The following is a 21614-nucleotide window of genomic DNA, read 5'->3' on the forward strand; positions in this document are numbered from 1 at the left end:
GGTAAATCAAAACACCCGGCCGCCCCAAGTTGGAAAAAGCGGCCAGGTATATGAACAGGTTAAGACAATTCGGGGATGGTAACCAGGGAGTACCCTTCTTCCTGCAAATAATCGATCAATTGGGGAAGAAACTCCACCGTATTGCTTAAATCTCCAGCTTTGCCTCCAAAGCTGTGCAGCAGCACAATTCCATCAGGCTTCAACTGACGCTCTACAATCTTCATCATCCCCTCCGGAGTGGTTCCCGCCCAATCCCGGGGATCGACCGTCCAGCCGACTACTTGATAGCCTTTTTCGTCGACAATGGCTTGAACCTTATCGGAGACTGCACCATAGGGGGCTCGGAACAACGTTGCCCCCTCTCCAACGGACGACTCCAGAACCTGATTCAATTGCTCAATCTCCTCGCGGATTTGCTCATCATTTAGCTCCGGGAGCTTCTTATGGCCCCAGGTATGATTGCCAATGACATGGCCTTCGTCCAGAATTTGCTGAATCATCTCCGGATGCTTCTCCGCCTGAAGCCCTACAAGAAAGAACGTCGCTTTAACGTTTCGTTCTTTCAAAATATCCAATATTTGAGGAGTCCATTTTAAATCCGGACCATCATCGAAGGTGAGAGCGACTCTTTTATTGTCTGCAGGATCGTCAGCCCCGTTGTCCTGCGGAGCAGGGGATGGACGATTCTCTGCTTCAGAAGGCTCCACTGACGGTGTAGGAGTCGGAACCGGTGTGGCAGATGGCAGCGGCTCTACGGACGGCTCCGCTGTCGGAGTCGATGAGGGGATCGGCTCAGCCGAAGGAGACGGCTCCGGCTCTGGTGCAGGTGATGGCGACGAATGATCCGTCGGCCGCACGCTTCCTTCAGGCTCCTCCCATCCGGCAACCGGACTTCCCGCAGTTGCTTTATCCCCGCCTGCGGTTATCAAAGCCTCAACTCTATTATACCCTATAAAAATAACGAGAATAAATAACACAAACAAACTGAAACGACGCCAGTTGATTTTTCTTCTTTTCATGATTCCCCTACTCCCACTATCCATTCAATTTTATAAGCTTCAACGGGTACTTATGAGGCCTGATTACTTACGCTCTGTGAATGTCTCCTTCACTAATTCCATTCTTCCATTGCGTACCGACCAAATCGATTCAACGGTTGCCAAATCTTCTGTATGTATGGCTCCCGCTACAATTTGCGTGCCCTTAAGTTGATAGATCCCATCCCCCTGGGTATCCACTGGGACTAAAGAAATGAATTCACCGACCTTTCCTTCCGTTGGCTGCATCAGCTTTCCTTGTGGATCGTAAACAAGCGCCCGCACGTAGCGCTCTTTAGAAGGGTAGACGTCCAGGGTTTCTTTCCTGGAAGAATCCTTGTTCGTAATTTCAGCTTTGTAGCCATTAACAAATTTAACATCCAGCCGTAATCCTTCATTAAGCTGCTTCTGATCTACAAGGGGGCGCATTTCTCCACCGGCAAAAGTGAGCAAGCTGTAGGTCGCTCCTCCTCGCTTTCCCGAACGGGAATTTCCTATAGAAACAAGAATATCCTTGACTCCATCGTCGTTGAAATGGCCAATCCATAACGACGGATTATAGCCTGCGTCGACTTCTCCAACCGATGTAGAGCTCCATTCTCCGGTCGAACCGGACAATATCATCAATTTAATCGATGAGTAGGCCTCATTCATGGCATCTTTTTTGCCAACGAGCAAAATATGATCCCGGTTGCCGTCACCGTTAACATCCGCGTACCTTGTATCCAGAATTACTCCGGATACGAGCTCCGACTCGTTAGGAAGCCATTCTTCAAATTTGTCATTAATCGCAAACTGAGGCGACTGCTCATTATCCCAATCGTAAGGCTTCACATCGAGCTCCGTTAACCGAAACAACCCGCTCTGAACAGCCCAGTGCGAAGTAATCGTAGCCAGCCTATCGCTTGAAGTATATCCATATACAAATTGGCGGCCTTCTAATAAATAGGTGCCATCTGGCCGTTGGATGGGCTTCAAAGCCGAGTAGCCTTCTACCTCACCCTTCATAGACTTCAGTAATTTGCCGTTATCATCATAAATCCCCTGCTTGATATGCTCTGATTTGCGGGCTTCGATATCGATCGTTACCGTCTCTCCAGCGGGAATGCGCGTCAATTCTGCCTTGAACCCCTCTTGAAAGTCAACTTGATAATCGAGCCCGGCATTTAATTGCTCCGGCTGCACCAGCTTGGCCGCCTGCCCGTCCTTAAACGTCAGCATACTGTAATATTGCGTTTCTCCGTTCGGATCACTATCTATCGTAATGAACAGATCGGGGATGCCATCCTGATCAAAATCGACCCACTCCATCTGTGGATTGTATCCTTCGAGGGACGTTCCGATAGGTACCTGGATATAGCGGTTATCTTGCAAATCCTGAACGATGACCTGCACGTCCGATACCGCCAGATCCGCTGGATGCCTCTTAACCCCCGTTAACGAGATGAAATTGGAGTGTCCGTTTCCCGTAACGTCCTTTTCCATAAAGGCCAACAGAATCCGTTGTTCCTGGCCTTCATCTTCTTCCGGCAGAGCTCGAGCAATTTCGACAGGGCGGTCGGGTTCCGGAGAAGTGCTCTCGGGGAACCACAGCATCATCGCTCCAGCCGTAATAGCGCCGCTTATGATGGCAACGGAGGCATACCTGAGAAATCCTTTCATAAATACATTCTCTCCATCCGTTTTCTTCGTTCGATAGTTTTATAGTAAGGCGAATAGAGTCGAAAGTAGTTACGGAATCATTACAAATAAATACAAAAAACAACCCCACATAGTGACGTATGCCTTCGAAGCGTATTCCAATTCCTTTGCGGGGAGCCCCGGAACTTATAAATTCCACTATGTAAAAAAAGCCCCTCCTGAGGCAATGGAGGTACAGCTCCCATTGCTCGAGAGAAGCTCTCCAAGCAGAGTTGTGCAATTAGAGATGCTCATTGGCATGGAGTGGAAGACACACCTCAACGGTAGTCCCACTGGTCTCCTTGCTTTTGATGTTTAATTGCCCGCGATGGCTTTCTACAATTCGCCAGCATGTCATCAGACCCAATCCCGTTCCATTATCCTTGGTCGTAAAAAAAGGCTCTCCGATCCGCGACATAAACTGCTGCGGGATGCCGATTCCTTGATCCATAACGGAGACCACCAATTTATCGGGCGCTTTCAATTGAGCGGATATTTTGACAATTCCCCCGTCCGGCATAGCCTCCAGCGCATTTTTTAACAAGTTAATAAACAGTTGCTTTAGTTGGTTCTCGTCGCATCTTAATCGCGGTAAATCGGGATCGAGCTTAGTAATAATCTGGATATTGTTCATTATCGCCTGGGTATTGATCAAGGAAATGACACTTTTCAAGATCGAAATCAGGGACGTGTACCGAAAATTAACGTTTTGCGGCTTGGATAATACCATGAATTCATTAACTATGCTGTTAATTCTATGTAATTCTGACAGCATGATGTCGTAAAATTTATGATTATCCTCGTTCCTGGATTTGAGCAACTGGGTAAAACCCATAAGGGAGGTCAGAGGATTGCGAATTTCGTGAGCCACACCTGCCGCAAGCTGCCCGACAACCGACAGCTTCTCCGAACGGCGGATCAGCTCTTCTTTTCTCCTCTGCTCTGATGTATCCCTAAGTACGCTCTGAATAACCGCATGGCCCATGAAGTGATGAATGTAGCTCGATACGAATTCCAATCGCACGGCCCGACCGTCTGTCCTCACCACACGTACTTCGTCGGAGCTCAATGGTTCCAGAGACGTCCCGGCTTGCTCCAATCCTGAGCTTATCTTGCTGTGATCCTGCGAGTCTACAAACTCATAAATCGACCGTCCTGAAAGCTCGGAAGGGCTGGAAGCCCCAAGCAGTTCCGTGGCTGCCTTGTTAATATAAAGCATTGTCCCTTTGGAATGAACTACAATGGGAGCGGGCGACCACTCCAGCAGCTCGTTATACAATTGATCCGCATAAAAATTCTCCTCTTGCCTCTTCCTGGCGTTCCTCGCTTCCCGGGTAACCCAATACCCCGCAAGCCCTGTTATCCCCATTAATACAATGGAATGAATAACGTACAGCCAAACCTCATAGGAGTCAAAATCGCCAATGACCAGCCGCAATCCATATGACCCTACCAGCACACCTGTAATGAACGTCGCTATCCGTATTCCCCAATATATGACCGCATGCAGTGCGATGACAAAGAGGAGGACGATAAAGGGACTCTCGCCCACTCCTGTCGCTGCGATTAACCATAAAATCTGTCCGTATCCCCATACAGTCGCAAGCTTGCTCAGCAGAGGGTAGAGCCTCGTCTTCTTCCTCACTGCCAGGGAAGTGGCATGCAGCAAAATTAAAGCGCTTGCCCCGTAGAGAACAACAGGAGCAATCTGATTTGCCTTGAGCCCGAAAACCGGGATCAAAGGCGTCATATAGAATAGGAACGCAAGGATAAGCCACAAACCAATACTCACGACAGAGCTGCTCACTTTAAATAGGTGAGGCACGGATTGTTTATTTCCCACATCTATCATCCTCGTATTTTTCCGACCTGTACCCGAGGGATTACGACCCGTTATCCTGCCGCCCAAATGATGGGACAGAGGCGATTCGTTTAGACAACAGCCAAATAGGTTGGAAATATTCATAAACATTAGTTGAATTTTGTCATTTTTCAACCTTATTATATAGTACTTTAGCATTAGAATGAACTTCTTTTTGAAAATATTACTAGAAACTGCAGCTCCAGCAAGTAAGATGGCCTAATTAATGGAAAAACCCTCACGAGCCAGCGCTCTGTGAGAGTTATAATCAGATTCCATTTGGAACGGGTCCTCAACTTAGAACTGCCGTTGCCCTCGGTCCGCATTCAATTTTGCTTAAGTCTCGATTCTTTATCCGGATAGCTTTTCTATCAGAAAATGGGAAGGAAGAACTTGATCGCCACGAATTTGACAGTGCTCAGGGTCTGGCAAGCTATTCAAAAAATGCTCCACCACTCCGGTAAATCCTCTGCGCTGCAGCACCGAATCCCAGCTCCCGAACCGGGCAGCCCGTTCCCCTGAAGTGCTGCAGGTAAAGATGGCCTCTTCCATATTGACGACGCTCACCGAACGGCCGCTACCGTACAGCTCGAGCCTCTCCAGATCACTTCCCGCCTGCCGATTCATACTAAAGAAACCGGATTGACTTCCCCAGGACAGGCTACCCGATGCATGCACCAGTCTGCCTTCTTCGTCGTCTTTTTGAAAATACCCGCTTATTCCATGGGTACCGCAGCCCAACCAAAGCAGAAGGTCGATGATATGGATCAGATCATCATACAGAGTCAGCTTGGCGCCGGAGCGTTGTCTCGAGGTTCTATGCTTCTGAGCCAGACATTGGTCAAAGCCCCCCGCTTCCTCCATCCACTCCTTAGCCTGGACATACATAGGAGCGAATCTTCGGTTAAAGCCGACGCATAACAGCTTGCCGTATCGTTCGGCCGTCTCGACCATGGCAACGGACTCTTTAATATTATTCGACAGCGGCTTATCCACATAGACGTGAATGCCTTCGCGCAAGCACTCTGTCACGATTTCATAATGGGTGTCCGTCGGACTATGGATGAACACCGCTTCCGGCGCTCGCTTCCACAGATCCTTCAAGCGGGTGAAGCGATGCTGGATCCGGTACTGACCGCCTACTCTCTCGACCGTTTCCTGCCTGTTCGATACAATTCCGACAATCTCCGTCCGGCTGTGTCCGGTAAGGATGGGCAAATAAGCTTTTTCCGCTATATTTCCGAGCCCGATAATCCCTACGCGTGTTTTCATAGCTGTCTTCCCCTCTTTAGAGTATGTAAGTGGCGCGATTCGGCTCGGATTGCTAGCTGCTGCCCCGCCTTAATGCAGAATGTAATGCAAAAGGGTACGGACCATAGCTCCGGTGCCTCCCTGAGGATCCAGCCCCCGCTTCTTCTCCAGCCAGGCCGTTCCTCCCGTATCCAAATGAATCCACGGTGTCTTCTCCGCGAATTCTCCGATAAACAAGCCGCCGGTGCTTGCCCCCGCCCATCGATTAGACGCAGCATTCTTAATGTCAGCGACGGTGCTCTCCAGCATCTCCCTGAACTCTGGATAAGCCGGCAGCGGCCACAGCTTCTCTCCGCTGCGCTCTGCAGCTTGCAGCAGCTCCTTAAGGAAGGCGTCGTCATTGGTTACCGCCCCGGTAGCCACATCTCCCAGGCTGACGAGAACAGCCCCGGTTAACGTCGCCACGTCGATAATCCGTTCGGCTCCCAGCTGTTTGGCATAGGTGACGCCATCAGCCAGCACTATCCTTCCCTCTGCATCGGTATTAATAACCTCGATCGTCTTTCCGCTCAATGTCGGTATAATATCTCCCGGCTTAAGCGCACCGCCCGAGGGCATGTTCTCAGCGGACGGGATGACAGCCAGCAGATTAACCTGCGGCTTCAATTCTCCGATCGCCTTCATAACTCCAAGCAGCACTGCCGCACCGCCCATATCGCTGATCATTTCCTCCATGCCTTCCGCTTTTTTCAGAGAAATGCCGCCGGTGTCGAAAGTAATCCCTTTGCCAACCAGTCCGAGCGAATTATTCCACTCCGGGAGCCCCTGGTATTTCAATACAATCATCCGCGGCGGGTAAAGGCTCCCTTTGCCGACATTATAGAGTGCGTGCATACCCAGCTCGAGCAGTTCCCGCTCGTCATGGACGATGCATTCCAGCCCATATTCCGCAGCTAACCGCATGGCTTCGGATGCCATAGTCTCCGGCACTAGCTCATTGCCTGGGAGATTGGTTAAATCCCGGGCATAGTTAGTGGCCGCAGCGTACACATAAGCCGTCCGAACCACCTCACGGAGACTTTCTTCACTCAAGTCACCTGCCAAGAGGTATCGGACATGCTCCAAACGGGTCCGGGCGGAAGCCTGCTTCTTATAGCTCTTCCTGGTGTAACTTCCTAAGACGAAGCCCTCGGTAAGCGCCCTGATTAAGGCTAGCCGCTCGTCCCCCGCTTTATCTGAGTCGACAGAAGCGGTCAGTCTGCTTATTCCCCGCCCAAGCGCCTTCTCTGCCGCCGCTCCTGCTGCTTCGCGCCAATCTTGAATAGAGCCGTCAGGGCCCAAGCCCGCGACAATAATATAAGAATACGGACTTCGTCCTAGAGAAGGCAGCAGTTCCACTTCTCCAACACCCGCGGTAAATACTTGGTTATCCTGCAAGGACCGGATAATATCGGCCAGCTCTTGCGGCAGCTGCGAAGGAGGACCTTCCTTCTGACGCATGAAGCAGACAAGCGCCTCGTCCCCGCCAACTGAAACAGCCTCAGACGATAAGGACCACGAAAATAAGGAGTTGGAATCATCATTCCATCCATTCATCTCATCACCTCAACTGGAAAAATAGGAAACCGATTGTTGAATTACAGATTGCATAGGAAGATGATACGGGCATTTTTGCTCACACAGCGGCTGCTCCCGGCAGGGCTCATAATCGGCACAAGAGAACAGCTTTTCTTTGTGCTTCTCATAAAAACCGTCTCCCTTAGGAAGAAGACCGAATTTGTTGCGAATCCGGCTGGAGATCATTACATCCGGAATCGGAATGCCGATTGGACAAGAGCAATAGTTGCAGCGTCTGCAGTTATGCTCTCCCAATTCGGCGGCCAACGACTCCAATTGCTGTCTCTCCGCTTCGCTCACTTCTTTCTCCTGAGCCTGGATGTTTTGACGCACCTCTTCTACGCTGACCATTCCCGAGATCGTCACATGGACATCCTGGCTGTAAGGATAGCGAATCGCTTTCTCAACCGGTTGAATAAAACCTCCGGACAATGGCTTCATCGCTACTTTGCCCATCTGCAGCCGGGTCATCGTCGGAATCAGCTGCTCCAGCGCAAAGGGCTGAGCCAGATTAAGATGGAACAACACCTGATCGAAGCAACCGGACTCAATCCATTGGGTCAATAAATCGGGCCGATGCCCCGTCAGTCCAATAAAGCGGATTTTTCCTGCTTCTCGCGCCTCCACGGCCGCGCGATAGGCCCCGTCTTCCGACATCGCCTTCTCAAACTCATGCTCATAATTGACATAATGAATTTGCAGCAAATCAATCGTATTCGTTTGCAGCTTATTTAGACTCTCTTCAATTTCTTGTCGGGCTGAATCATAATCTCTCTTATTGGTTTTGGTCGCCAGAAAGTACTCCTGCCGCCGATGGGCTATCGATTTGCCGATTATTTCTTCACTATTTCGATAAGCCGCAGCAGTGTCTATATAATTGATCCCGTGATCCAGCGCATAGTTAAGAGCTTTATCCGCTTGCTCAAAGGGAACTCCCGGCAAATTCATCGCACCGAATCCTAACGAAGATACTTTATATCCCGTTTTTCCAAAAAGGCTGTAGCGCATGGCTTTGTTCTCCTCCCCCATTATTGCCGTATCGATTCCCAGGCATTCATTCTCATGATTACAACTAAGTAACTAAACAAACAAGTCTGCTACTATTTTATCATATGATTATTCTATTGGAGCCATGTGAGCACAAAATAACACCACAGACCGGACCATTACTTTGCGGGGAGCCACGGAACTTATAAATTCTATGTAAAAAAAGACCCTCCCAGGGTCTATCACTCCTTCTTTTTCTATGATTTAGTCGATTGGTCGGCCATTTCAGGGAGATAAATGCCCCTTATGAAATCCGCTTTCGAACTTTCTCTCCACTCTTTGTCCCGCCTGTTTTCTGCACCGTTCGTACTTCCTGGACTATCCTTCCCACTGCTCTTGTTAGTCTCATTGTCATTGTCCCGTTTCTCATTAGAGCTGTAAGGAGGTTTTTGCCTATGGCTGTCGTCTCGTTCCGATAGATCCTCTTTTGGAGTATGATCTTGGCCACCGATGGGATCACCTTTAGAATTCCATGGCATTTTATCATGGCCATTAGCCGGAAGTTGAGGGGAGGAAGGGTTGGAACTAACCTCCGGGAAGTTTTGGATGGGGTTATTTTTATCGTTACGCTTGTCTTTATCCTGATTCTTATCCTTCTCTTTATCGTTATCCTTGTCTTTGTCCTTGTCTTTCTCTTTATCGTTATCCTTGTCTTTGTCCTTGTCTTTCTCTTTATCGTTATCCTTGTCTTTGTCCTTGTCTTTCTCTTTATCGTTACCCTTGCCTTTGTCCTTGTCTTTCTCCTTATCGTTACCCTTGCCTTTGTCCTTGTCTTTCTCCTTATCGTTCTCCTTGCCCTTGTCCTTGTCTTTCTCTTTATCGTTACCCTTGCCCTTGCCTTTGTCCTTATCCTTCTCTATATCGTTACCCTTGCCCTTGCCTTTGTCCTTATCCTTCTCTATATCGTTACCCTTGCCTTTGTCCTTGTCTTTCTCCTTATCGTTCTCCTTGCCCTTGCCTTTGTCCTTATCCTTCTCTATATCGTTACCCTTGCCCTTGCCTTTGTCCTTATCCTTCTCTCTATCTTTGTCCTTGCCTTTGTTCTTATTCTTTTCTTTCTCTTTATCGTTGCCCTTGTCCTTCTCCTTCTCCTTATCTTTATCTTTATCTTTACCGTTCTCTAGCAGGATCGTTTGTTCAGAAGGATTGGCGTTGTCGTTCTTCAAATGCTGCAGCTTTTTGTCGAGCCCTCCGCTCTTCTCCTCTTGCCACAATTCATTAATGCTGTCCCTTGTCACGGAATTGGAACCGATAAGCTCGTTCAAGCCTCCTGCTTCCTGTGCCATAGCATGAATAGATGTTTGCTTGATGTCATTGATACTGATGGAATACCCGTTGTTTTTGGCATTCAAATAGATAGCATATTTGCCTGATGAGATTCCTTCCTCCGTAGCCGCTTCACGAACTTCTTCAGGTGTGGAAAATGCAGCAACGATATAATCTTCCGCCTGATCCGGATGGTTCTCACTCACATGCTTCATAATAATCTCTTTCACTTGACTGCTTAACGTATCATCCTGAAGTTTGCCCGCGTTTGCAATGACAGTACTAGCTACAATAATATCCGCCGATCCCTGGCTTAGAACATTCTGTTCGGCGTTCCAGAGAAGCGCCTCGGTAACCTCACTCAACGACCTGCCGGAATAACGGATCCCCTCCAACAGCTTATTACCATCGGAATTCAGGCCGACCAACGAACGAACTTTTTCAGCACTGTCGATTCCTAACTCTATGCTTGGATTAATATCGATCGAAACATAAGCAACAATTTCCTTGGCCCCTGCTCCTCCTGCAAATAAGGTTACAAAAACAAGTATAAAAGCAATAACGGCCGCCATTGAAGAGAAAATGGCTACAGAAGAGCCCACCGAGCGGCGCCGGGGAGAGGAGAACCAAATTTCTTCTCCTATATGGCAGTCATTTATTTTACGCTCTATTTTTTGAAATGCGCCTTCGGGGGTCATGACGATAACGGATCCCTGCATAATTTCTACAACAATTCCTCTGTTCATTCCTCTTCACCCCTTTCCATCGTGCGATTATCCGGCTGCAAATATTGTTTTAAATGAGGATAGGGCCCATGAAAAATAAGGGCAATCGCAATAATGTATTTGCGATTTCGCTCAAGTGTTTTTCTTGATATTTTTACTTTATCCAGCAGTTCTTTGATCGGCAGCATCCGCTTCTGCAGCAATTGACTCATCAGCTCAGAATCCTCTGAAAGCAGCCTGCCGATATGATGTAAAGTTTGCCGGGAATCAATATGCTTTGGCGAGATTTTCACCAAATCGGAGAAACAGATATCAAATTTGCCCAGACTTCCGTTCAATTCCTGAATTTCATTTCCCCTTTCCTCTGCATCCTGCTCCTTGTCGTACTCTTCCAGCGCCTGGCGGATTTCGACAGGATTAATAATGTTATCCTCATCATCCTCCACTTCAAATACGCTGTAGGGAATATGTTGGGAAAACCGCTGTTCCTTACGAATATAATCAATCAATCTCCGGCGAATGACGGTTTCGGCAAACCCGAGAAAAGATTTTCCCGCTGTCGCCGAATATTGGTTAATGGCCTCGTTAAACGCAGCCAGACCAATGCTAAATTCATCATCTCTGGACGGATCAATATATTTTTTACAGAAACGGCTGGCCACTTTAGCTACAAACGGCTGATAATCGGCAATAAATTGATTTCTTACCCGCAAATCGCCCTTCTGGATCTGCTCCACCATTTGTTCTGGCGGAACGGCATCCTTCGAACGGTGAGACTGACTTCTACCTAAAAACCGTTTCAATAGTACCAGTAACAAATAGTCCACCTCACACTATAACGATTCGATACTCCCGTGATCCTTTGGGGGGGTATCCAAATGATGGGGGCTTACAAAAAATTAGCCCTTATCTATATCTATGTCATCGTCAAATCTGCATCTTCCTTTTATGGGACTCTATGATTATATCATATCCCCAAAACAGGCTATAGCAAGAGGGCTTTTGGGCGTTGCGCCCGGCATGTTCAGACCTTCTTGACAAAGGCTGCGGAAAAGAGCTTTTGACTGTCCACGACAAAAAACGCCTCCGAGGAGACGTAGAGAACGCTTTAGATGAATGCTCCAAAAATGGTATTTTTGAACATCCTCTTATGTAGCGTTTTTTTGAACCAGCTTCCGTTTACGATTGCTGAGTACCTGCAGACGTTTTTTCAACTGCCCCACCCATTCCTGATCCTCCATTTGTTTGGCAACAGTTAGTAAGTCCAGGGCCATATCAATTTGATTACGGACGATTTCGATGGGCTCTTCATTTTCTGTATTGACACAATTTTCAAAAATCTCTTGACTGTTCTTGCCTTCGGCATACTCAATGAAGTCGACTTCCGACGCGCCGTCAGAGTAAGCGTATTCAGCCAAAATCTCATACTCATTCTCAGCCAAGTGATGAACCTCCACCCGGTGGCATACCGGACAGAACAAAATGGGGACGTTGTGAATATGGGTTCGGACATGCTTCAAGGTACCTTTGGTTCCGATCATACTTGCACCACAGCAAAAACTCATTTGTATCCCTCCTCATCGCCGTCTTCCATGTTAAACCCTATTCGGCAACAACACATGGCATTCCTGCGTTTTCGACCGGCAATGAAAAATAATTAATAACTAGTGTACAACAGCAGTGTTAAAAATTCTATGAGAAAAGTATGGATATTTATTATAAGGGACTGCTGCCACAGTACGCATATAAATGCACTTAAAAACAGCTCTTTAACGGAACGAATAGAAACAGCCCGTAAGATTCTGCAGAATCTTACGGGCTGTCCGGTATATGTGTTTAGATGTAACTTATACAGTGAGGTTCTTGTCGCCAGGCTTCCAGTTCATTGGGCAGAGACCGCCGGATTGGAGAGCTTGAAGCACGCGAAGAGTCTCCTCTACACTGCGTCCCACATCGTTATGGTTAACGACTTGATATTTAATGATACCGTCCGGATCGATGATGAACAGACCGCGAAGGGCAATTCCTTCCTCTTCGATCAATACGCCATAGTCACGAGCTACGCTCTTGGTCAGGTCAGCAGCCAGCGGGAAGTTAATCTGGCCCAGGCCACCAGCTTCTTTAGGAGCGTTGATCCATGCACGGTGGGAATGCTGGCTGTCGATGCTCACGCCGAGAACCTTCGTGTTGAGACTCTCAAACTCGTTAGCCGCATCGCTCAATGCTGTAATTTCGGTCGGGCATACAAAGGTGAAATCGAGCGGATAGAAAAAGAGCACAAGCCACTTTCCTTTGTAGTCGGACAAAGAAGCTTTACCAAAGTCTTGACCGCTTCCTTCTGCGGTTTCCATCGTAAAAGACGGAGCGGGTTTACCTACTAAACGTTCTGCCATGAATGGGTTCCTCCTTCAGGTTAAATAGATGAAAGTCATCCGAAGTCATCCGGCCGGAGCCGTCTTGCCTCTGATAACTATTCTCAATTTATACTGGTTACAAATAAAATCCTATCATTCGCCCAATCGAAAGTCAAGATTAAAATTATTATTAAATAGAAATTATTATAATTAGTGTGTGGAGGGTGTGTAAATTAGGATTGGAATGTTGCCAAGTTCCATCCTCCCGAAGCCCATTCAGGCCCTTCCGGACAAATATCCAAAAGGGCCTGACCGACTAAACTCTATTTATTTACGAATAGCGGACACAATCAATTCACCCATTTGTTGGGTGCTGATAGCTTGAGATTTATCTTTCGCAATGTCCGACGTACGATGGCCTGCATCCAGCACTTCCTTGACAGCACGTTCGATCGCTTCCGCAGCGTCATGGTAACCGAATGTCAAGCGGAACATAAGAGCAACGGACAAGATCGTCGCGATCGGATTGGCAATGCCTTGGCCGGCAATATCAGGGGCCGATCCATGCACAGGCTCGTACAGTCCGAAGCTGCCCTCTCCAAGGGATGCGGAAGAAAGCATACCGATCGAACCGGTCAGCATAGCCGCTTCGTCGCTCAGAATGTCGCCGAACATGTTCTCGGTGACGATGACGTCGAAGCTCGAAGGACGGCGCAAAAGCTGCATCGCGCAGTTATCGACCAGCACATGCTCCAATTCGACATCCGGATAGTCAGGAGCGATCCGATTGACCGTCTCTCTCCACAAACGGGATGTCTCCAATACGTTCGCTTTATCGACGGAAGCCAGCTTCTTGCTGCGCGTTCTTGCGATTTCGAACGCCTGACGGACGATCCGCTCCACTTCTTTAACATTGTAAACGCATGTATCCACTGCTTCCTCGCCGTTATCCCCTTGGCGTCTGAGCTTCTCTCCGAAGTAGATCCCCCCGGTCAGCTCACGAACGACGATCAAATCGGTACCTTCCAGCACTTCCGGCTTTAAGGTGGAAGCTTCCTTCAGGCAGTCAAAAATAACAGCGGGACGAATGTTCGAGAACAACCCGAGAGCTTTGCGGATGCCAAGAAGTCCGGTTTCCGGACGCAGATCGTGCGGATTGTTATCCCATTTAGGTCCGCCAACGGCGCCCAGCAGCACGGCGTCAGACTTTTGACACATCTCAAGCGTATCCTGAGGAAGCGGAGTCCCTCTCTCATCAATAGCAATACCGCCGAACAAGCCATGCTCGGTTTCAAAACGGTACCCGAAAATTTCCTCTGTCTTTTTTAACACTTTTTCCGCTTCGGCTACGACCTCCGGACCAATTCCGTCCCCGGCGATGACCGCGATTTTTTTGACTTCAGCCACAACGACCACTCCTTACGTCTGGACATTTAATGTTCCATCTTTTAAGTATTTTGATAACATCTAAAGTGCTCAGCACTTCTAAGGCAACAAAAAGGATAGAGCCCGCTCCTTATCGCACAAAGACTTCCTCTTTTTTGCCGATTAAATAACAAACTACCTCTTTTGTAACACAATTTCATTGATTTTACAAAGATATAAAAGCTATTGTCATCATAGGAATTAACTATAACGATAGTTTTCACCTCATATTGTTATCTTTATGAAAATTTCCATTGTCACCTGACGATCCGTCCTCTACAATTATATAGAATGAACATAGAGGGAGTCTTGTCCAATGGATTATCAATTTTCGGAAACATTAAAACACTTCAAGTCTAGCGCAGTAAGAGATATTCTTAAGCTGACCCAAGGCAAATCTATCATTTCATTCGCAGGCGGCCTGCCAGGGGAAGAGCTGTTTCCTGTCGAAGCCGTCAAGGACGCTTTTGGCGCCGTACTGGACCAAGGTCCCAGTGCTCTCCAATATGGCCTGACGGAAGGCTATCTTCCGCTGAGAGAAGCCCTTTGCGAAAGAATGCTTAAGAAGAACATGACGGTCACCCCTGACGAAATGATCCTGACGACTGGCTCTCAGCAGGCGATCGATCTGTTAACCCGAATCTACATAGACCCGGGCGATGTCGTATTGGTACAGCAGCCGACCTATCTTGCCGCGCTGCAAGTTTTTCAATCCCGCGGGGCGCGGATCGTATCGGTCAAGGGAGACGAATCCGGGATGGATCTGGCAGATGCGGAGGCCAAAATCAGGCAGCACAAGCCGAAGCTTCTGTATGTAAGTCCGACCTTCTCCAACCCTACCGGCTATGTGTGGAGCATAGAAAGAAGGAAGGGCATTCTCGAATTGTGCCGCAATCATAATGTGCTCATTCTCGAGGACGATCCTTATGGCGAGCTCCAATACGATTTGGACAGTCACTATCCGACGATCTTTTCCTTGGACGAGCATCCGCATGGTTCTGCCGTCGTCTATACGAGCACTTTCTCGAAGACGGTTGCCCCCGCTCTCCGCACCGGCTGGGCTGTCGGCGATCCGGCGATTATTCAGAACATGGCGCGGGCGAAGCAGGCCTCCGATCTGCATTCCAGCACGATGGATCAGCAAGCGCTATACCAACTGCTGCGCCGCTTCGATCTGGATGCCCATATCGTTCTGATCCGCAATCATTACGGACAACGATTGCGCTTAATGAACGAGCTGCTCAACGGCCTGGATATCCCCGGGCTCCGATGGAACCAGCCTAAGGGAGGAATGTTCCTGTGGTTGGAATTGCCCGATGGCTGCAAAGCGGAGGAACTGCTCGTCAGTGCCGTCGAGGAGGGCGTCGCCTTCGTGCCGGGAACCCCGTTCTATGCCGATGAGCCCCGTACGAATACATGCCGCTTCAACTTCACTCACAGCGGCCGTGAAGAAATGGCTCTCGGCATAGAACGCTTCTCCCGGGCCATGAGCAGCTTCGTCCCTTCATAAATTTCATATGAAATGTATAAAACCCCTCGCCTTATAAGGCCGAGGGGTTTTATACATGACAACGATAATGAAATTATTTATATCATTTAAATCAGCGACATTTTGTCACGGCGGCCGGATCCCGGAGTTTTGCGCTTATCAATCAGCCGGTTGATAGCATCGATGTAGGCTTTGGCGCTCGCCTCCAGAATATCGGTGCTGACCCCCCGGCCCTGTACGGAAATGTCGTCCTGCTGAAGCACGACATATACTTCTCCGAGCGCGTCCTTCCCTTGAGTGACCGATTTGATGGCGTAATCGCCCAACTCTACTTCCTCACCGGTTGCCTTGTCAATCGCTTTATAGATAGCGTCGACCGAGCCGTTGCCCAGTGCCGCTTCTTCCAGAACCTCTCCTTCAATCGTATCAATCCGTACGGTAGCGGTAGGCACCGATTGGTTGCCATAGGATACCTGGATCGTATTGAGGACATACGTTTCCGGAATGGTAACGAGCTTCTCCTCGATTAGTGCCCGGATGTCTTCATCGGAAACATCCTTCTTCTTGTCAGCCAAATCTTTGAACTTGGAGAAGGCGGTGTTGAGCTGTTCTTCGTTCAACTCGTAGCCGAGATCGATCAGCTTCTCACGGAAGGCGTGGCGGCCCGAATGCTTGCCAAGCACCAGCTTGCTTTCCTTCAGTCCAATCGTCTCTGGAGAAATAATTTCATAGGTCGTCTTTTCCTTCAGCATTCCGTCCTGATGAATCCCCGACTCATGGGCAAAAGCATTCGCCCCAACGATAGCTTTATTGCCAGGAACGACCATCCCGGTCAGCTTGCTGACCAACCGGCTTGTGCGATAGATTTCATTCAAGACAAGCGAGGTTTTGGCCTGGTAGTAGTCCTGGCGCGTCTCCAGAGCAAGCGCTACTTCCTCAATCGCGGTATTGCCCGCGCGCTCTCCGATCCCATTGATCGTCCCCTCAATCTGTTCGGCTCCGTTCTCAATCGCCGCGAGTGCGTTAGCTGTCGCCATGCCAAGATCATCATGGCAGTGAGCGCTCAGCTGAATCGTTTCGATTCCTGGAACCTTCTCTCTCAGCGTCTTGAAAATATTGCCGAACTGAGCAGGGGTCATGTACCCCACGGTGTCCGGGATGTTGACTACAGTTGCGCCGGCACGGATAGCCATCTCTGTTACTTCACACAAGAAGTCAAGCTCCGTTCTGGCTGCGTCCTCGGGAGAAAACTCGACTTTGCTGAAGTACTTTTTCGCATAGCGAATAGCCGCTTCTGCGGTTTCCAATACTTCGTGCTTCTCCATGCGAAGCTTGTATTTTCTGTGTATCGGCGAAGTAGCGAGAAAGAGATGCAAGCAAGGATCCTGTGCATCTTTAAGCGCCTCGCGCGCCGCGTCAATGTCTTGTTCGCGGGAACGGGACAATCCGATCACGCTGGCATTCTTGACGGCATCTGCTACAGCTCTGACGGCTGCCAGATCACCGGGAGATGCCGCCGGGAACCCCGCTTCAATCCGGTCTACTCGAAGCTTTTCCAACTGAAGTGCGATCTCCACCTTTTCCTGGGTATTCAGATTCACGCCGGGAGACTGTTCACCATCCCGCAATGTGGTGTCAAACACATAAATCTTCTTCATCCCTGTCACCTCCTGATCGCTTTATTACCGAAGATTATTGCCCTGTATTTGAAAATCAGGGAACACACCGACAGCTGGATGTTGACAGCGGCACATTCCCTGATTTTCTAAAAAACGCCTTACTATGATTTATATGCCATGACTAGGGCTGGATTACTTCTGAATCCATTGCATCATATCACGCAATTGAGAACCGACTTGCTCGATCGGATGCTCGTTTTCTTTGCGGCGGGTAGCTGTAAAGAAGGCACGATTGGATTGGTTCTCGACGATAAAGTTGCGTGCGAATACACCCGTTTGGATTTCTTCCAGAACTTTCTTCATTTCTTTCTTCGTTTCCTCAGTCACGATACGAGGTCCGGTCACATAATCCCCGTACTCCGCTGTGTCACTGATGGAGTAACGCATACGAGCCAATCCGCCTTCGTACATCAGGTCTACGATCAGCTTCAGCTCATGGAGACATTCAAAGTAAGCAACTTCCGGCTGATATCCAGCTTCGATAAGGGTTTCGAAACCAGCTTTAACCAGAGCGGATACTCCTCCGCACAATACGGCTTGTTCTCCGAACAGATCGGTTTCAGTCTCTTCACGGAAGGTTGTTTCGATAACTCCGGCACGAGTAGAACCGATTCCTTTGGCATAAGCCAAACCGATTTCATGAGCTTGTCCAGTTGCGTTCTGCTCCACAGCGATAAGAGCAGGCACACCGAAACCTTCAACGTACGTACGGCGAACGAGGTGACCCGGAGATTTAGGAGCGATCATCAGAACGTCTGTATGCTCATCCGGCACGATTTGCCCGAAATTGATGTTGAAGCCGTGAGAGAACATAAGAGCGGCTCCCTTTTTCAGGTTAGGCTGAATTTGCTCTTTGTATACTTTAGCTTGAAGCTCGTCATTGATAAGCATTTGAACAACGTCCGCACGGCGGGTAGCTTCGTCAACTTCGAATACTTCAAATCCGTCGTCTTTAGCTGAATCCCAGGATTTCCCTTTCCGAAGACCAAGAATAACATTCAATCCGCTGTCACGAAGGTTTTGCGCCTGAGCATGGCCCTGGCTTCCGTAACCGATAATTGCGATCGTTTTGTTCTGAAGCGCGCTGAGATTTGCGTCTTGTTCATAATACATTTTAACTGCCATGAGAATAATTGCCTCCTTTAGTTTAAACCCTTGAGTGGGTGTTGCAACGGACCGTTGGCGACCGCGCAGGTCCAGCGAACGATCCGCTCGAACACCCACTCCGGGGTGTGTTGATGTGGTTGCGCCATATGGCGTAAAGCTTGTTCTCTTGTGTTAAGGGTCTGTTCGCGGCTTAATTCAAGGAGCCGCGTACCATTGCCGTTACTCCGGTCCGGGTCAGCTCGCGAATGCCGTACGGCCTGAGCAGTTCTACCATCGCATCGATCTTCTCGCTATCCCCAACCACTTGCACTATAAGCGTATGAGGCCCGATATCGACTACGGCAGCCCTGAACGGTTCGACAATGCCCAGAATTTCGGGCCGCATGCCGGGCTCCGCATTGATTTTGATCAGGGCCAGCTCCCGGGCTACCATCGGGTGATTGCTCAGGTTGCTGACTCTAATAACGTCGATGAGCTTATACAGCTGCTTCATTACCTGATCCAGCGTCCGGTCATCGCCTACCGTTACGATAACCATCCGGGACAGACCCTGCTCTTCCGATTCCCCGACCGTGATGCTCTCGATATTGAAGCCGCGGCGGCCGAACAAGCCGGCTACCCGTTGAAGGACTCCTGGCTGATTGTTAACTAGAACGGCGATCGTGTGTCTTGTCTCATTCATTCCGAATCCCCCATTATCATCTCATCTATCGTGCATCCTTGAGTGACCATAGGATAAACATTCTCTTCCTTGCGCACTACAAAGTCAATCAGCACCGGTCCGGGAGTATCGAGCGCTTCCTGCCATGCTTTGCGCGCCTCCTCCTTCGTAGTGGCGCGAAGACCTTTAACTCCGTAAGCTTCTGCCAGCTTGACGAAATCCGGGCTTCCCGCAAGATCGATATGACTGTATCGGTTGTCGTAAATAATCTCTTGCCATTGACGGACCATACCAAGAACCTGATTGTTGATGACGACAATTTTGACCGGAATGTTGTTGATGGCGCAGATAGCCAGCTCCTGAGAGCACATCTGCATCCCGCCGTCCCCATTAATAGATACGACAAGCTTATCGGGGTTGCCCATCTGGGCTCCAATCGCCGACGGGAAGCCGAATCCCATCGTCCCCAGTCCACCGGAGGTAATCCAGGAGCGAGGCTGGTTAAACTTGTAGTATTGGGCGACCCACATTTGATGTTGGCCTACGTCCGTTGTCACAATTGCATCGCCTTTGGTCGTATCATTAATCATTTCGACAACAAATTGTGGCTTCAATTCGGTATCTGAATCTTTATATTTGAGCGGGTATTGTGCTTTCATTTGTTGGATCTTGGCAATCCAGGCTTCTGCTTTGGCCGGTACGGCTTTAGTGTTGACATAGCCCAGCACGTCCTTGACGTTGCCGACAATCGGAATATCCGTATGAACGTTCTTGCCGATCTCGGCGGGATCGACATCAATATGGACGATTTTGGCTTGAGGAGCAAAGCCGTCCAGCTTCATCGTTACCCGATCATCGAATCTGGCGCCGATAGCAATCAGCAAATCGCTCTCCTGAATCGCATGGTTGGCCGTATAGGTTCCATGCATCCCCGGCATTCCCATCCACAGCTCGTGACCGCTCGGGAAGCCTCCGAGACCGAGCAGCGTCGTAGTGATCGGTATCCTCGTCTTGTTAACGAACTCGATCAACTCAGCGGACGCGTCTGCATAGACGACTCCACCGCCAGCAAGAATAACTGGACGTTCAGCCTGCTCAATGGCCTTTAACATGGCGTCGGCCTGAGTCTTGTTCGGATCGGTCGTCGGGTTATAGCCACGAATCGTCACCGGATCCAGCTGCGGCTGGAACAGCGTCTTGTTAGCGGAGACGTCCTTCGGAATGTCGATTAGAACAGGCCCCTTGCGTCCGGTATTGGCAATATGGAACGCCTCGTGAATAATCCGGCCCAAATCTTCAACCTTGCGGACCAGGAAGCTGTGCTTCGTAATCGGCATCGTAATCCCGGTAATGTCCGCCTCTTGGAAAGCATCGGTTCCTATAAAGCTGGTCGCCACGTTGCCGGTAATCACGACCATCGGTACCGAGTCCATATAAGCTGTAGCGATTCCGGTAACCAAGTTAGTAGCTCCGGGTCCCGAAGTGGCGATACACACCCCCACCTTACCGGTAGAGCGCGCATACCCGTCTGCCGCATGAATCGCTCCTTGCTCATGCCGGGTCAGCAGATGATGGAAATCGGGATTGCCGTGCATAGCGTCATAAATAAACAGGACCGCCCCTCCCGGATAACCGAAAACACATTCAACCCCTTCCAGCAGCAAGCTGCGCAGCAAAATCTCGGAGCCGGAAATAACTTCAGGCTTAAGCAGCTTGCTTCTTAACTCTTCTTCTTTTAAAACTTTGGTTGGATTTTGAACACTCATCCATGAACCCTCCCTTCAATAATAAGTCCTGAGCGGCGATCTCCGTTACAGAACTAATCTAGCGTAAACGGCTGCCGCCGTCCTTTAACGGTGGATTTACGTTTCGCGGCGAATTATAAGCATGATTATAAGTGTAAGTCTTATAAAATCCTTATAATTTAAAAAAACCCCTTCTGTCCCATGTATGCCTATAGACATTAAACGGGACGAAAGAGGTTGATCTTCCGTGGTACCACCCTAATTTGTTATGCACTTCACAGTGCATCACCTTAACGGGTATCCTAACCGAACCTTGGGTTAGAATCCAACAGCACAGTAACGTGTGCCAATCCGATTTTCCCTAATAGGCGCATTCTTAACAAGGCTTTTCAGGAAAACAGCTCCGAGGTGAGCTCGTTAATAAGGGATTAAGGCCAAGGTTTCAGCATATCCTTCGCTCTCTGAACATAAGAGCCCCTATACTTCGTCCTCTTCATAGCTGATCCAAACATGTTCAACTGTAAAATCTAATTAAAGATTATTATATGCACTCCACGGACAATAGTCAATACTTTTTCGCTAAGTGCTTGATACGGCTTCCTATTAAGGCCGAGAATAGCTTTAGCTTATGCTCTCTTTACTATTTATAACCGCCGCCAGAGGTCGAATG

Annotated in this window: 16 protein-coding genes; 1 reads left to right on the forward strand and 15 read right to left on the reverse strand. The window is 49.0% G+C overall.

Annotation, left to right across the window (positions count from 1 at the left end; genetic code table 11):
• Positions 1-59: 59 nt before the first annotated feature.
• From KJS69_RS17895 to leuB, 11 genes are all read right to left on the reverse strand, one after another.
• On the reverse strand, positions 60-1019 hold the full coding sequence (locus KJS69_RS17895) for a polysaccharide deacetylase family protein (RefSeq protein WP_213585158.1): 960 nt from the start codon (positions 1017-1019) through the stop codon (positions 60-62).
• A gap of 63 nt (positions 1020-1082) precedes the next feature.
• Positions 1083-2699: a hypothetical protein gene (locus KJS69_RS17900; protein ID WP_213585159.1), complete on the reverse strand. Its 1617-nt coding sequence runs from the start codon at positions 2697-2699 to the stop codon at positions 1083-1085.
• 259 nt (positions 2700-2958) lie between these two features.
• Positions 2959-4560 carry an ATP-binding protein gene (locus KJS69_RS17905; protein WP_213585160.1) on the reverse strand — a complete coding sequence of 534 codons (1602 nt, stop codon included), beginning with the start codon at positions 4558-4560 and terminating at the stop codon, positions 2959-2961.
• Between the two features lie 369 nt (positions 4561-4929).
• Entirely contained in the window at positions 4930-5850 is a 921-nt protein-coding gene (locus KJS69_RS17910; protein WP_213585161.1) for a Gfo/Idh/MocA family protein, read from the reverse strand.
• A 69-nt stretch (positions 5851-5919) separates the two neighbouring features.
• Complete coding sequence (locus tag KJS69_RS17915; protein WP_213585162.1) at positions 5920-7425, reverse strand: leucyl aminopeptidase; 1506 nt, start codon at positions 7423-7425, stop codon at positions 5920-5922.
• A gap of 9 nt (positions 7426-7434) precedes the next feature.
• Complete coding sequence (locus tag KJS69_RS17920; protein ID WP_213585163.1) at positions 7435-8454, reverse strand: aldo/keto reductase; 1020 nt, start codon at positions 8452-8454, stop codon at positions 7435-7437.
• Positions 8455-8690: 236 nt separating this feature from the next.
• Positions 8691-10505, reverse strand: a complete 1815-nt coding sequence (locus tag KJS69_RS17925) for an anti-sigma factor domain-containing protein (protein ID WP_213585164.1) — start codon at positions 10503-10505, stop codon at positions 8691-8693.
• Complete coding sequence (sigI, locus tag KJS69_RS17930) at positions 10502-11302, reverse strand: RNA polymerase sigma factor SigI (protein WP_213585165.1); 801 nt, start codon at positions 11300-11302, stop codon at positions 10502-10504. The genes KJS69_RS17925 and sigI overlap by 4 nt, the downstream gene beginning before the upstream one ends.
• 330 nt (positions 11303-11632) lie before the next feature.
• Positions 11633-12049, reverse strand: a complete 417-nt coding sequence (locus tag KJS69_RS17935; protein ID WP_213585166.1) for a hypothetical protein — start codon at positions 12047-12049, stop codon at positions 11633-11635.
• Between the two features lie 282 nt (positions 12050-12331).
• The gene (locus tag KJS69_RS17940) at positions 12332-12877 is read right to left on the reverse strand and encodes a peroxiredoxin (RefSeq protein ID WP_213585167.1); all 546 of its coding nucleotides are present in this window, start codon (positions 12875-12877) and stop codon (positions 12332-12334) included.
• Between the two features lie 288 nt (positions 12878-13165).
• Entirely contained in the window at positions 13166-14245 is a 1080-nt protein-coding gene (gene leuB, locus KJS69_RS17945) for a 3-isopropylmalate dehydrogenase (protein ID WP_213585168.1), read from the reverse strand.
• A gap of 334 nt (positions 14246-14579) precedes the next feature.
• Between leuB and KJS69_RS17950 the strand changes: the two genes are divergently transcribed.
• Positions 14580-15773, forward strand: a complete 1194-nt coding sequence (locus KJS69_RS17950) for an aminotransferase-like domain-containing protein (protein ID WP_213585169.1) — start codon at positions 14580-14582, stop codon at positions 15771-15773.
• Positions 15774-15859: 86 nt separating this feature from the next.
• Here the strand turns inward: KJS69_RS17950 and KJS69_RS17955 are convergent, their stop codons facing one another.
• The 4 genes from KJS69_RS17955 to ilvB form a co-directional block, all read right to left on the reverse strand.
• The gene (locus KJS69_RS17955; protein ID WP_213585170.1) at positions 15860-17410 is read right to left on the reverse strand and encodes a 2-isopropylmalate synthase; all 1551 of its coding nucleotides are present in this window, start codon (positions 17408-17410) and stop codon (positions 15860-15862) included.
• Positions 17411-17563: 153 nt separating this feature from the next.
• Positions 17564-18556, reverse strand: coding sequence for a ketol-acid reductoisomerase (gene ilvC, locus KJS69_RS17960; RefSeq protein WP_213585171.1), 993 nt, complete (start codon positions 18554-18556; stop codon positions 17564-17566).
• 172 nt (positions 18557-18728) lie between these two features.
• A complete protein-coding gene (gene ilvN, locus KJS69_RS17965) occupies positions 18729-19220 on the reverse strand; it encodes an acetolactate synthase small subunit (protein ID WP_213585172.1) in 492 nt (163 codons plus the stop codon).
• Positions 19217-20965: a biosynthetic-type acetolactate synthase large subunit gene (gene ilvB / locus KJS69_RS17970; protein ID WP_213585173.1), complete on the reverse strand. Its 1749-nt coding sequence runs from the start codon at positions 20963-20965 to the stop codon at positions 19217-19219. Before ilvB ends, ilvN begins: the two co-directional genes overlap by 4 nt.
• Positions 20966-21614 lie beyond the last annotated feature (649 nt).

Origin of the sequence: Paenibacillus sp. J2TS4 (assembly GCF_018403245.1) — a bacterium.
Lineage (GTDB): Bacteria > Bacillota > Bacilli > Paenibacillales > NBRC-103111 > Paenibacillus_L.